The following is a 12,353-nucleotide window of genomic DNA, read 5'->3' on the forward strand; positions in this document are numbered from 1 at the left end:
GCGGGGCGAGGGCGGTTTAGGTTGGGGTTTCGGGTTGCGGGGCGAGGGCGGTTTAGGTGGGGGTGGCGGGGGGTGGGGCGAGGGCGGTGACGACGCGGGTGAGCAGCGTGGCCCACTCCTCGTCGCCCGCTCCGTGCAGGTCCGGGGTGACCAGTGCGCTGCCCATTCCGAGCAGGAGGCAGAAGTGGGCCACCGCGTCCGCCGACAGCTCCGGGTCGATCTCGCTGTCGGCCTGCGCGACGCGTACGAGGTCGGCGATCCAGCCGGCGCGCTCGCTCACGTAGTCGCGCATCGGACCGGCCACGTCCTCGTCCCTGCGGGCCGCGACCAGCGCCTCGACGACGAGATAGCCGCTGGGATCGCGGCGGCGGGTCAGGTTGCGGCCGAGGGCGAGCAGCAGGTCCGTGGCCGACCGGTCGGGATCGGCGGCGAGCAGGCTGGCGAGGTGGTGCCTGCCGTGCTCCCGCAGCGCGGCCAGGAGCAGGTCGGCCTTGGAGCCGAAGTGCGCGTACAGGGCGCCGTTGCTCACCCCCGCCGCCGCGGCGATGTCGGCCACGCGCGTGCCGTCGTACCCGCGCTCGGCGAAGGTGTCGGCGGCGGCGCGCAGCAGCCGCTCACGCGTCTCGGCGGCGGTGACTCCAGCGATGCGTCCCATGAGCGAATTTAAAAATCTGTTCAAAAGAATCGTCAAGCGCGGGCCCACCCCGCACCCCTGATGTCGGGATATATCCCCCTTTGCCCTAGTCTGAAGCAACGAGGGGAGTACTTCCCAAGAGCCGGCCCGGTCAGTACGGACGTCCCGCGCGTCCCCGGACGGCCGCCCGCACGGGCGAAGGAGACCTCGAACGGGATTGATTCGTTCGAGGGAGGTTTCCCATGTCCGCGGGGACATTTTCGTATGCCGCCGATCTGCGTTCCATCGCGTCTCCGACCCTCTGGGGCGTCACGGTGGCGGGCCTGGCGCTGCTGCTGTTGCTCGACCTCATGCTCACCCGCCGCAAGCGCGAGGAGCGGATGCGTGAGGCGGTCGGCTGGTCGGTCTTCTACCTGCTGCTGCCCGTGCTCTTCTGCGTCTACCTGTGGGCCGGCCACGGCAACGTCGCCGCGGTCGAGTTCCTCACCGGGTTCGTGGTGGAGAAGTCGTTGTCGGTGGACAACCTGTTCGTGTTCATGCTGCTGCTCACGGCCTTCGCGGTGCCGAAGGACCTGGCCAGGCAGGTGCTGCTGTACGGCATCGTCGGGGCGCTCGTCCTGCGCGTGATCTTCATCTTCCTGGGCGCCGCGGCGCTGCAGAGCGGCACGTGGGCGTTCCTGCTGTTCGGCGGGATCCTGATCGTGACCGCCGGGAAGATCCTCAAGGACGTGCTGGGCGGCCATGAGCAGGAGGTGGACATCTCCCCCATGCGCACGGTACGGCTGGTGCGCCGCTTCGTCCCGGTCACCGACGACTACCGTGGCTCCCGGCTGACCGTACGCGAGAACGGCCGGCTGGCGCTCACCCCGCTGGCGCTGGCGGCGGTCGCGATCCTGGGCACCGACATCGTGTTCGCCGTGGACTCCGTGCCCGCCGTGTACGGGGTCACCGACGACCCGTTCCTCGTGTTCGCCACCAACGCCTTCGCCCTGCTCGGCCTGCGGGCTCTGTACTTCGTGCTACAGGGCGTGCTGACCAAGCTGCGTCACCTCAACCACGGGCTCAGCGTCATCCTGGCCTTCATCGGGATCAAGCTGATCCTGCACTGGGCGCACGGCGTCTGGCCCGGGGTGCCGGAGATTCCCACGCTGGCCTCGCTCGGGGTGATCGTGGGAGTACTGACCCTCGTCACGATCACCAGCCTGCTCGCCAACCGACGCGACAGCCTGCGCGGCGACTCCCCGGGCGCGGATTCCCTGGGCGCGGATTCCTTGAGCGAGGGCCCTTCAGGCACGGACCCCTCGGGTGCGGACTCCTCGCGTGCGGACTCTCCGGATGAGGACGATCGCGGTGGTCCAGCGCGGAGGACAGCCGACGAATCGCGCTAGCCCTGACGCGTTCGCCCTGATGTGAGGTCCCGCTTACCTTATGGACCGCTTTGCCGAGAATACGCATCTGACATGGCTATGCCCCGTCGCCTCGGGGAAACGTCAGTGGGGAGGCCTAACCTGGGCCGTGCCGTCCCAAGCCGGGACGGCACCGGGCCCGGGCCCGGCTTCTGGGAGTGATGTCCCAGCGTTCGACCGGAGGGGGAGCGATCGTGGGGTCTTTCGTGGGCGGTGCGCTGCCCCCGGATGACGTCGTTGTCAGGGCCCTGCGCGCCGGCGATGAGGCGATGTTCGCGGCGCTGCTCGACACCTGGTCCAGAGGCATGCTGCGGGTCGCCAGGTCCTACGTGTCCACCGACCACTCCGCCGAGGAGGTCGTCCAGGACACGTGGCTGGCGGTGGTCGACGGGATCGACGCCTTCGAGGAACGGTCCTCGGTCAAGACCTGGGTGTTCCGCATCCTGGTCAACACCGCGAAGAAGCGTGGCGTGCGGGAGAGCCGCACCCTGCCGTGGAGCGCGTTCGAGCAGGACGGGGCGCCGTTTCCGGACGGCGCCCTGTTCCGGGGCCTGGCCGGCCCCGCGCGGGACGGCCGGGCGCAGCCGGCCGCGGCCTGGCCGACGCCCGAGGGCGAGGCGCTGGCGGGGGAGGTGCGCGCGCTCATCGCCGGGGCACTGGCCCGGCTGCCACCCCGGCAGCGGGTCGTGATCAGTCTGCGTGATGTGGAGGGGTGCACCTCCGACGAGGTTTGCGACATCCTGGAGATCACTCCGGCCAACCAGCGGGTGCTGCTGCACCGCGCCCGTACGGCGGTACGGGGCTGGCTGGCCGACTACTACGAATCCGTCAAACAGCCGGAATAAGTCAGCGGGTCCATTCGGCCCGTACAGCGGCGACAATGAGTGAAACGGTTCATCCCAGAGACGAGGGCGGTCAACGTCGTGAAGCGGTTCACCTGCGACGAACTGGCGGAACTTCTCACCGCGTACCTTGAAGACGCCCTTGACCAGCCTTCACACGCAGGCGTGCACGCGCATCTGACCTGCTGTGAGGGGTGCGGCCGCTACTTCGACCAGTTCCGCGCCACCATCAGGGTCCTCGGTGACCAGCCCCCCGAGAAGTTGCCCGCCGACGTGCGCGACCGCCTCATGTCCGCCTTCCGCACCCGCCGCCGCCCCTGACCCCCGCCCGGCCGCCCATGCCCATGACGCCTGTCCGGATGGTGCCGCCCTCCACCCCGCTGGTGTCGCCCTCGCCACCCCCGTAACCCTCGCCACCCCCGTAGCTCTCGCCACACCTGTAACTCTGGCCACCCTCGCCACACTCGTGGCCCGCGCCGTCCCGCCGTCCGAAGCTCTCGCGCAGCGCCGCCAGCACCGGCGGTGAGATCGCGCCTCCCCGCAGGCAGCTCAGGGCGGCGATCGTCGCGAGCAACTGCGCCAGCCAGGCCGAACACGCCGGGCAGCCGCCCAGGTGTCGCGCGACGACCCGGTGCCGACCGGCCGGGAGCGCCTCCTCCAGATAGTCCGTGAGCAGCGCCAGCACCTCGGCGCAGCCCAGAGATCCCTGCTCCATGACACCTAGTGCCCGCCGGGCCTCATCCGTTACACGGAAATTCGTCTGTAACGATCTCGCGCCTGCCGGATCTGTAGTCCCGTGCGCATCCGCGCACGCCTGCGGCGCCGGCGAAGGGAAGACGATGATCGGGCTTACGGCCGAGAGCACGCCGCTGCACGACGCCACGGAGGTGGCCGACTACGCGCGCCGCTGCTTCCGACCCGCCGCCCACGACCAGGTGGGCGTCGAGCTGGAGTTCTTGGTCTTCGACCGTACGGACGCCGCCAGGCACGTCCCGATGGGCAGGGCCCGGCGCGCCCTGCCCGCGGAACTGCCCGGTGGCAGCAAAGTCACTTTTGAACCCGGCGGCCAGCTTGAGCTGTCAGGGGGTGCGGGGCCGCTGACGGAAGCGGTGGCCCGGATGACGGCCGACGTGAGGGTGGTGCGGGAAGCCCTGCGCGACGCCGGGCTGGTGCTGGCCGGGGTGGGGCTCGACCCCATCCGCCCCGCCTGCCGTCAGCTCGACGAGCCACGCTACGAGGCGATGGCCCAGTTCCTCGGTGTGCCGTACGGGTCGCTGATGATGTGCTCGACCGCGTCGATCCAGGTCAACCTGGATCTGGGGGATCGGCCCGCCGTCCGGTGGGAGCGCGCACACGCGTTCGGGCCCGTGCTGCTGGCGGCCTTCGCCAACTCGCCGCTGAGCGGTGGCCGGCCGTGCGGGTGGATGTCGGGCCGTCAGAACGTCTGGGACAACCTCGACCCCACCAGGACCCTGCCCGTGCCCGTCGGCGACGACCCCGCCGCCGACTGGGCCGAGTATCTGCTGGACGCCCGGCTCATGCTCGTACGCGAGGACACCGACCGCTACCGGCCCGTCCGCGACGGCTCGACGTTCCGCGACTGGCTGGAAGGGGGGACTGCGCGGGGCGGTGGCGTGCTGCCGGGCGACGCTGCGTTGCGTGGTGGCGGGCCGGAGGGCTGGGGCGGGCGGCGGCCGACCTTCGAGGACCTCGCCTATCACGCCACCACCCTCTTTCCTCCCGTACGGCCCCGGGGATGGCTGGAGGTCCGCTATCTGGACGCGCAACATCCGGAGGTCTGGCCGGTGGCGGTGGCGGTGACACAGGCCCTCATCACCGACGACCGGGCCGCCGACGCCGCGATGGCCGCCGTCGAGGCAACTCTCGACCCGAGTGCGAACTCGGGCGGCGGGTCGTGCCGGGCGGCGTACCGGGAGGTGTGGGAGCGGGCGGCGCGCTGCGGGCTGGCCGACCCGCGTCTGCGGAAGGCCGCTGAGGTGTGCTTCCGGGCGGCGCTGGAGGTGTTGCCCCGGGTCGGCGCCGACTCCGGCCTGGTCGGCGCGGTGGCCGCGTTCGCCGACCGGCACGTGACGACCGGCCGCTCCCCGGCGGCCTACCTGCTGAGCCCGGCGCCACGACACGGCACCCCGGCCTGGCTCGACCACGGACCCGGCGACTGATCCGGCCACCGTCCCCGGCAAACGGACCGGCCACCGGCCCCAGACCCACCGACCCGACTCGACGACTGATCCGGCCACCGACCTGACGACGAACGCGACGACGAACGCGACGACGACGAAACGCGACACGGACCCGACATCGGACTCCGACGACGAAGGACACGCACAAGCATGAACGACATCAAGGAACGCATCGCCGCCGAGCTCATCGCGGCGCGCGACCGGTCGCTGACCTACACGGAGGCCGAGGACGACCTGCTGGTCAACCAGCACTCGCCGCTCATGTCTCCCCTCGTCTGGGACCTCGCGCACGTGGGCAACTACGAGGAACTGTGGGTGCTGCGCGCCGCCGCCGGCATCACGCCGCTGCGCCCCGAGATCGACGACATCTACGACGCGTTCAAGACCCCCCGGAAGGATCGCCCCACCCTGCCGTTCCTGCGCCCGGCCGAGGCCCGCCGCTACATCGAGGGGGTACGCGGGCGCGTCCTCGACGTACTCGACACCATCGACCTGGACGCCCCCACCCCGCTGCACCGCGACGGCTTCGTGTTCGGCCTGGTGATCCAGCACGAGCACCAGCACGACGAGACCATGCTCGCCACCCTGCAGCTCTCCCGGCAGCCCGGCCTGGTCCGCGACGGAGAGCTGCCGCCCGGCCGTACCGAGGGGCCCGAGGAGGTGCACGTGCCCGCGGGCCCGTTCCTCATGGGCACCGACACGCTGCCCTGGGCCTACGACAACGAGCGCCCGGCCACCTGGGTGGACGTGCCCGGCTACTGGATCGACCGGCTGCCCGTCGGCAACCGCGCCTACGTCGCGTTCATCGAGGAGGGCGGGTACGACGATCCGCGCTGGTGGACGCCGGAGGGCTGGCAGTGGCGGCAGCGCAAGGGCATCACCGCCCCGCTGTTCTGGAGCAGGGACGGCGGCTCGTGGTCGCGGCTGCGCTTCGGCCGGCACGAGCCCGTGCCGATGGACGAGCCCGTGCAGCACGTGAGCTGGTACGAGGCCGACGCCTACGCCCGCTGGGCCGGCAAGCGGCTGCCCACCGAGGCCGAGTGGGAGAAGGCGTGCGGCTGGGACCCTCAGGCGCGGCGGGCCAGGCGGTACCCGTGGGGCGAGGACCTTCCCGGGCCCTCCGTGGCGAATCTCGGCCACCGTGCCGCGCATCCCGCCCCGCTGGGCGCCTATCCGCAGGGGGCCTCCCCGTACGGGGCCGAGCAGATGCTCGGGGACGTGTGGGAGTGGACCGGGTCCTGGTTCCACGGCTATCCGGGGTTCCGGAGCTTCCCGTACAAGGAGTACAGCGAGGTGTTCTTCGGCGAGGAGTACCGGGTGCTGCGCGGCGGTTCGTGGGCGGCCGATCCGGCGGCGGTGCGGACCACGTTCAGAAACTGGGACTATCCGATCCGCAGGCAGATCTTCACCGGCTTCCGCTGCGCCCGGTCGGAGCTGGTCTGAGGTGTGCAGGCACGCCGCGTGGCTGGGCGCCGAGCGCCCGCTCACCACGTTGATCCAGGGGCCTGAGCACGGGCTGCTCACGCAGTCGTACGCGCCGCGCCGCCAGCGGGCCGGCCTGGTCAACGCCGACGGGTACGGCATGGGCTGGTACGTCCCCGGCCGGCCCGAGCCGGTGCGCTACCGGCGTTCCATCCCCATCTGGACCGACGCCAACCTGCCCGGCCTGGCCGAGGTGGCCCGTTCGACGTGCCTGCTGGCCGCCGTGCGTTCGGCCACCGTGGGCATGCCGATCGAGGAGAGCGCCACCGCGCCGTTCACCGACCGCACGTGGCTGCTCAGCCACAACGGCCGGGTCGTCCGCGACGCCGTCAAGGATCTCGCCGACAGCGCGGAGAGCACCTGCGACGCCGCCTGGCTGGCCGCCGGCGTGTTCCGGCGCGGGCGCGCCGGGGCCGGCCTGGGGGAGGCGCTGTCGGAGGTCGTCCTGCGGGCCGGGGAGAAGGACCCCGCCGCCCGCCTCAACCTGCTCGCCTGCGACGGCACGTCGATCGTCGCCACCGTCTGGGGCGACACCCTGTTCCATCACCGGCTTCCCGACGGCGTGCTGGTGGCCAGCGAGCCGTTCGATGACCTGCCGGGCTGGCAGGCCGTGCCCGAGCGCAGCCTGTTGACCGTCACCCGTGACGACGTACACGTCCAGCCCTTGTGAATCCGACCTCAGGAGGCTTCATGCCTGTCAGCCAGTCAACCGTGAGCGTGACCAACCACCTTGACCACGACTACCTGCGCCAGGCCCTCGAACACGACGTCACGAGCGGCCTGACGTCCTCGCCCAAGTGGCTGCCGCCCAAGTGGTTCTACGACGCCACGGGCAGCGAGCTGTTCTCCCGTATCACCCGGTTGCCCGAGTACTACCCGACCCGCCGCGAGCTGACGATCCTGCGCGCGCGGGCCGCCGACGTGGCCGCGGCCTGCGGCGCGGACACGCTGGTCGAGCTGGGGTCGGGCACCAGCGAGAAGACCGTGCTGCTGCTGGACGCGATGTCGGCGGCCGGCACGCTGCGCGGCTACACGCCGGTGGACGTGGACGTGGTCACCCTCGAAGCCGCGGCGCGGCGGGTGGCCGGGCGTTACCCCGGGCTGGCCGTGCAGGGGGTGTGCGCCGACTTCGAACGGCACCTGGCGCTGCTGCCCAGGGACGGGCGGCGCATGGTGGCCTTCCTCGGCGGCACGATCGGCAACCTCGAACCGGCCGTCCGCGCGGTGTTCCTGAAGGAACTGCGGGCCACGCTGCAGCCGGGGGACACGTTCCTGCTGGGGGCGGACCTGGTGAAGGACACCGGGCGGCTGGTCGCGGCCTACGACGACGCGGCCGGGGTGACGGCCGAGTTCAACCGGAACGTGCTGCGCGTGATCAACCGCGAACTGGACGCCGACTTCGAGCCGGAGGCGTTCGAGCACGTGGCGGTGTGGGACGAGCAGCACGAGTGGATCGAGATGCGGCTGCGGGCCGGCCGGGCCATGCGGGTGCGGGTCGGGGTGCTCGGGCTGGCGGTGGAGTTCGCCGAGGGTGAGGAGATGCGTACCGAGATCAGCGCCAAGTTCCGGCCGGAGGGGCTGCGGGCCGAGCTGGAGGCGGCGGGCTTCAAGGTACGCCGCCGCTACACCGACCCCGCGGGAGACTTCACGCTGGTGCTCGCCGAGGCATGAGTGAGGTGGGCGTGGGGTCGCGCGGCCGGGTGACCGAGTCGTCCGGCGTGGGATCGGGCGACCGGGTGGCGGAGGCGTGGCGGGCGGGGCGTAGCGTGTCGCCGCCCGGTCACTTCGACGCGGCGGGTTGCAACGTGCCCAGCGACCAGGTGCTAGACGCGGTCATGGGGCACCTGCGGCTGGAACGCGAACGAGGCGGCTACGGCGCCGTCCCCGACCTCACCCCGGCCCGCACGGCCCTGGCCGCCCTGGCCGGGGCCGGGCCGGGGGAGGTGGCGTTCCTGGAGAGCGGGACGGCGGCGATGGCGGCGCTGCTGGGCGGGTGGCGGCTCGGGCCGGGCAGCCGCGTCGCTTGCGCCCGCACCGAGTACGGCAGCACGCTCATGCTGCTGCGCCGCCTGGCCGCCCGGCGTGGCTGGCGGCTCATCGACCTGCCGGTGGACGGCGCGGCCAGGATCGACCCCGATGCCGTACGGGCCCGCCTGGCGAAAGGGCTGGACCTGGTGGTCGTGTCGCACCTCGGCTCCCACCACGGCGTCGTGCAACCGGCGGCCGAGATCGGCGCCCTGTGCCGGGCCGCCGGGGTGCCGTTCGTGCTGGACGTCTGCCAGTCACTCGGACACGTGGAGGTCAGGGGCACGGGAGCCACCGCCTACGTGGGCACCTCCCGCAAGTGGCTGGCCGGTCCGCGCGGCGTCGGCTTCCTGATCGTCCCCGGCCTGACCCCCGCCATGGACGCCCCCGCCCCCACCCTCAGCGGCCACCTCTGGAACGACCGGCCGCAGGCGAACGGTGAGCCGGGAGGCGGTGAGCTGGGAGGCGGTGAGCCGGAGGACCGCGAGCCGGGGGACGGTGAGCCGGAGGACCGCGAGCCGGGAGGCGGTGAGCCGGTGGACGGGGCGGCGCGTTACGAGAGCTCGGAAGGGCCCATAGCGGCCCGGATCGGCCTCGGCGTGGCGGCGCGCGAACAACACGAGTTCGGCCCGGCCGCCATCCACGCCCACCTGGCCGCCCTGGGCCGCACGGCCCGCGAACTGCTGGACGGAACCGGCGGCTGGCGGGTGGCCGAGCCGCTCGACGAGCCCTCGGCCCTCATCACCCTCAGACCGCCGAAGGACGACACGGCCGAACGCGCCGCAGCCCGAGCCGCACAGGCATCCCTGCTGGTCGGCGTCGTCCCGGTGGCCCGCGCCCCGCTGCACCTGCGCGAGCCCGTACTGCGCATCTCCCCGCCGCCGGGCACCCGGACGGAGACCCTGCACACCCTGGCCCGCGTTCTGTCCGAACGGCAGACGTGACACCGCCGATGACGAACGCTTCACCGTAGGTTCACGATCTCGCAAGTTGACCACGGCGCCTCCGCGGGGATCATGATCCGATACCCCCGAGAAGGAGGCAGCATGCGGAAATTACGCACCCTGGGCGCCGCGATCGCGGCCGTCGTGGCCGTGGCGATCACCGCGTCGCCCGCCGTGGCCGCCCAGCCGCCCACCCTGAGCTGGCACAAGCAGACCCTGTGGAAGCAGTACACCAGCACCGACCCGGCCACGGGCGCGCGGGTCACCACCTGTTTCCGCCTTCCGGCGGTCGTGAAGACCGCCCGCAACGTGCTGCTGGCCTTCGCCGAGCGGCGCAACAGGAACAACTGCGCCGACCACGGCCCGTTCGACGTGGTCATGCGCCGCTCCACCGACCACGGCCGCAACTGGGACCCGAGCGAGACCGTCCTGGCCGGCACGGCAGGGGCGGCGCTCCAGGGGAACGCGACCGTGGTGGCCGACTCGACCGGGCCGGTGTTCCTGTTCACGACCTCGGAGCCGACCCCCACCCAGACCACGCCCCGCACCCCGAAGGTGCAGGTCAGCCATGACGACGGGGAAAACTGGTCGGACCCGCAGGACCTCAGTGACGTCATCAAGGCTCCGGCGGGGCCGGGGGACTGGTTCGCGACCGGGCCAGGCCACGGCATTCAGCTCACCCGCGGCGAGCACGCGGGCCGGCTGGTGGTGCCCGTCTACTTCGCCGTGGGGAACCTCCAGAGCGTACGGCTGATCTACAGCGACGACCACGGCGGCACCTGGAAGATCGGCGCGACCGCCACGTACGACAAGTCGGTGCTGAAGCTGGGCGAGCAGACGCTGGTCGAGCGGACCGACGGCGCCATCCTCGTGATCGCCCGCAACGGCGTGGTCCCCAACGAGACCTCCGTGCACGGCCTGGCGCGCGGCGTGAGCTCGGACGGCGGCCTGACCTTCGACGGCGACTTCCGCGCCGACAACGTCACCACCGCCCCGCCGACCCACCCCGCCCTGCTGCGCCAGCGCTGGGACGACGGCGCGTACACCCGCATCCTGCTGTCGGCGCCCGCCACCCCCAAGACGGACAACAACGCCGTGGGGATGAATGTGCGCTCGTCCTTCGACGAGGGCGCGACCTGGCGCAACTACAACAACACCGTCAACAACGCGGGGGTACGGATCGACGCCGACCACGCGGGATACTCCGACATGACGCTCATCGGCAACGGCGCCATCGGCGTCCTGTACGAGGCCGGCGCGGCCCGCTTCCGCGACGAGATCCGGTGGAACTGGTTCTGGGAAAGCGCGATCGGCCTGCGTTAGGAGCTAAGCGGGAGGATCGCAGGGCAGGAAGAGTTGCTCGACGGCCGCCGCCACCCGCCGCGTGAACGGTGAGGCGGCGGCGGGGCCGTGGAAGGGCTCGGTGGCGCCGTCCGTCACCGCCTCGATGGTGGCCAGGTCGGCGCCGGGATGGCAGACCACGTCCGGCGCCGGCAGGTCCGCGAGCAGGAACTCGCCCCGGTCGGCGCGGGCCTGCGACGGGTGGCCCGCGCGCCGCGACAGGATCGGGCGGTCGGCGGGGTCCAGCCGGTAGACGCCGGGCCCCTGACCGCCCGCGACCCGTACCGGTGAGTCCTGGCTCAGCCGCAGCCTGATCGTGAACGGCCCGCCGCGCGCGGTGGCGCGCAGCAGGCTGAGGTGGTTGAACTCCTGCGCGTCCGACAACCAGCGCACCCGCCCGCCCAGCATCACCACCAGGTGCGCCGGCATGAACGGGGGCACGCCGACGGCCTGCTGGTTGGCCGCGGAGACCTCGGTGCTCTCGTCGCAGCGCCACCTGATCGCCGACAGGTAGACCCGCTCGCCCGGCGTCAGCAGCGCGCGCAGGCTGAACATCCCGGCGACGCCGTAGCGGCGCCAGCCCCAGACGGCGATGCGTTCCGCGCACTCGATGAGCAGCGCGGCGGCCGGCACCGGCCAGGGGCGCGACCAGTCGTGGCCGGCGCCGTGCAGCGGGCCCACGCCCAGCTCGGGCACGCCGGTGGCGGTGTGTGAGGGGCGGTCCACGTACACGCTGACGCCGCCCGCGCCGTCCGGGACGCTGAGCACGGTGACGGCGCACGGCCAGCCGTCCACATAAGCGGCCACCCGGTACGGCCCCAGCAGCCGCGCAGCCCTGGCCATGTCGTCCTCGTCCGACACGATCACCGTGCCGGCCCCGCCGAACGTGCCTCCCGCCTGCACCACGACCCGTTCGCTGCCGACCGCGCGCCGCAGCTCGGCCAGGCCGGGCAGCCGCTCGACCGGCACGCTGCGGATGCGCGCCACGGCGGGCACCCCGGCCGCGCGCAGCAGGTCGTCGAACAGGTGCCTGGCCTCGATGGTGGCGCGCACGCCAGCGTCGATCGCCGCCACCGTGCCGCCGTGGCCCGCCAGCTCCTGCAGCCGGGAGCCGGCGTGGGAGGTCAGGATGACGGGCGGGCGGTCGAGCTTGACCAGGTGCCGCGCGGCCTCGTGGCGTACCCGCCGCAGCCAGCCGCGCCGCTCGGCGACCGAGCGGGCGCGGGTGTGGTCCTCGGCGGCGACGGCCATGCCGGGCAGCGCGGGGTCCCACGCCGGGTAGCAGCCGATGCTCAGCGCGGGGCGCAGGGCTTCGATCGGCATCGGGCCGGTGTAGCCGGTACGCAGCGCGGCGCAGAACCGGTCGATGACGACCAGCGGCCTTCCCGCCAGCACCGACAGCAGTTCGGCGCCGGCCACCTCGGCCGACGCGCCGTTCTTGCGTGATACGTCCATGAGGGTCCCAGCCATTCCTTCTC

General features: G+C 72.3%; 12 protein-coding genes. 9 read left to right on the forward strand and 3 right to left on the reverse strand.

What is annotated here, in order from left to right; all coding sequences use genetic code 11:
• Positions 1–52: 52 nt before the first annotated feature.
• Positions 53–655, reverse strand: a complete 603-nt coding sequence (locus AB0I81_RS13730) for a helix-turn-helix domain-containing protein (protein WP_360655176.1) — start codon at positions 653–655, stop codon at positions 53–55.
• Positions 656–876: 221 nt separating this feature from the next.
• On the opposite strand from AB0I81_RS13730, the gene AB0I81_RS13735 reads away from it, so the two are divergent.
• From AB0I81_RS13735 to AB0I81_RS13745, 3 genes are all read left to right on the forward strand, one after another.
• A complete protein-coding gene (locus AB0I81_RS13735) occupies positions 877–2,022 on the forward strand; it encodes a TerC/Alx family metal homeostasis membrane protein (RefSeq protein WP_360655179.1) in 1,146 nt (381 codons plus the stop codon).
• A 212-nt stretch (positions 2,023–2,234) separates the two neighbouring features.
• On the forward strand, positions 2,235–2,885 hold the full coding sequence (locus tag AB0I81_RS13740) for an RNA polymerase sigma factor (RefSeq protein ID WP_360655182.1): 651 nt from the start codon (positions 2,235–2,237) through the stop codon (positions 2,883–2,885).
• Positions 2,886–2,924: 39 nt separating this feature from the next.
• Positions 2,925–3,203 carry a zf-HC2 domain-containing protein gene (locus tag AB0I81_RS13745; RefSeq protein WP_360655185.1) on the forward strand — a complete coding sequence of 93 codons (279 nt, stop codon included), beginning with the start codon at positions 2,925–2,927 and terminating at the stop codon, positions 3,201–3,203.
• Here AB0I81_RS13745 and AB0I81_RS13750 read toward each other — a convergent pair.
• Positions 3,169–3,597, reverse strand: coding sequence for a zf-HC2 domain-containing protein (locus AB0I81_RS13750; protein ID WP_360655189.1), 429 nt, complete (start codon positions 3,595–3,597; stop codon positions 3,169–3,171). The genes AB0I81_RS13745 and AB0I81_RS13750 overlap by 35 nt on opposite strands.
• A gap of 124 nt (positions 3,598–3,721) precedes the next feature.
• On the opposite strand from AB0I81_RS13750, the gene egtA reads away from it, so the two are divergent.
• The 6 genes from egtA to AB0I81_RS13780 all read left to right on the forward strand — a co-directional run bounded on the left by egtA (position 3,722) and on the right by AB0I81_RS13780 (position 10,857).
• Positions 3,722–5,062: an ergothioneine biosynthesis glutamate--cysteine ligase EgtA gene (egtA, locus tag AB0I81_RS13755; RefSeq protein ID WP_360655193.1), complete on the forward strand. Its 1,341-nt coding sequence runs from the start codon at positions 3,722–3,724 to the stop codon at positions 5,060–5,062.
• A gap of 171 nt (positions 5,063–5,233) precedes the next feature.
• Positions 5,234–6,526 carry an ergothioneine biosynthesis protein EgtB gene (egtB, locus tag AB0I81_RS13760; protein ID WP_360655199.1) on the forward strand — a complete coding sequence of 431 codons (1,293 nt, stop codon included), beginning with the start codon at positions 5,234–5,236 and terminating at the stop codon, positions 6,524–6,526.
• A 1-nt stretch (position 6,527) separates the two neighbouring features.
• Positions 6,528–7,235 (forward strand): ergothioneine biosynthesis protein EgtC, encoded by a 708-nt coding sequence (egtC, locus tag AB0I81_RS13765; protein ID WP_360655202.1) that lies wholly within the window; start codon positions 6,528–6,530, stop codon positions 7,233–7,235.
• Between the two features lie 20 nt (positions 7,236–7,255).
• Positions 7,256–8,236 carry an L-histidine N(alpha)-methyltransferase gene (egtD, locus tag AB0I81_RS13770; protein ID WP_360655205.1) on the forward strand — a complete coding sequence of 327 codons (981 nt, stop codon included), beginning with the start codon at positions 7,256–7,258 and terminating at the stop codon, positions 8,234–8,236.
• Positions 8,233–9,534, forward strand: a complete 1,302-nt coding sequence (gene egtE, locus AB0I81_RS13775) for an ergothioneine biosynthesis PLP-dependent enzyme EgtE (protein ID WP_360655208.1) — start codon at positions 8,233–8,235, stop codon at positions 9,532–9,534. The genes egtD and egtE overlap by 4 nt, the downstream gene beginning before the upstream one ends.
• 102 nt (positions 9,535–9,636) lie before the next feature.
• Positions 9,637–10,857, forward strand: a complete 1,221-nt coding sequence (locus tag AB0I81_RS13780) for a sialidase family protein (protein ID WP_360655211.1) — start codon at positions 9,637–9,639, stop codon at positions 10,855–10,857.
• A 3-nt stretch (positions 10,858–10,860) separates the two neighbouring features.
• Here AB0I81_RS13780 and AB0I81_RS13785 read toward each other — a convergent pair whose 3' ends face one another.
• The gene (locus tag AB0I81_RS13785; RefSeq protein ID WP_360655214.1) at positions 10,861–12,345 is read right to left on the reverse strand and encodes a hypothetical protein; all 1,485 of its coding nucleotides are present in this window, start codon (positions 12,343–12,345) and stop codon (positions 10,861–10,863) included.
• Between the last annotated feature and the right edge of the window lie 8 nt (positions 12,346–12,353).

The organism is Nonomuraea sp. NPDC050404, from assembly GCF_040655495.1.
Classification (GTDB): Bacteria; Actinomycetota; Actinomycetes; order Streptosporangiales; family Streptosporangiaceae; genus Nonomuraea.

What these genes read in the sequence shown, in the direction of transcription:
- AB0I81_RS13730 (WP_360655176.1), bottom strand. Translation starts at nt 655, where the DNA reads ATGGGACGCATCGCTGGAGTCACCGCCGCCGAGACGCGTGAGCGGCTG.
- AB0I81_RS13735 (WP_360655179.1), top strand. Translation starts at nt 877, where the DNA reads ATGTCCGCGGGGACATTTTCGTATGCCGCCGATCTGCGTTCCATCGCG.
- AB0I81_RS13750 (WP_360655189.1), bottom strand. Translation starts at nt 3,597, where the DNA reads ATGGAGCAGGGATCTCTGGGCTGCGCCGAGGTGCTGGCGCTGCTCACG.
- egtA (WP_360655193.1), top strand. Translation starts at nt 3,722, where the DNA reads ATGATCGGGCTTACGGCCGAGAGCACGCCGCTGCACGACGCCACGGAG.
- egtB (WP_360655199.1), top strand. Translation starts at nt 5,234, where the DNA reads ATGAACGACATCAAGGAACGCATCGCCGCCGAGCTCATCGCGGCGCGC.
- egtD (WP_360655205.1), top strand. Translation starts at nt 7,256, where the DNA reads ATGCCTGTCAGCCAGTCAACCGTGAGCGTGACCAACCACCTTGACCAC.
- egtE (WP_360655208.1), top strand. Translation starts at nt 8,233, where the DNA reads ATGAGTGAGGTGGGCGTGGGGTCGCGCGGCCGGGTGACCGAGTCGTCC.
- AB0I81_RS13780 (WP_360655211.1), top strand. Translation starts at nt 9,637, where the DNA reads ATGCGGAAATTACGCACCCTGGGCGCCGCGATCGCGGCCGTCGTGGCC.
- AB0I81_RS13785 (WP_360655214.1), bottom strand. Translation starts at nt 12,345, where the DNA reads ATGGCTGGGACCCTCATGGACGTATCACGCAAGAACGGCGCGTCGGCC.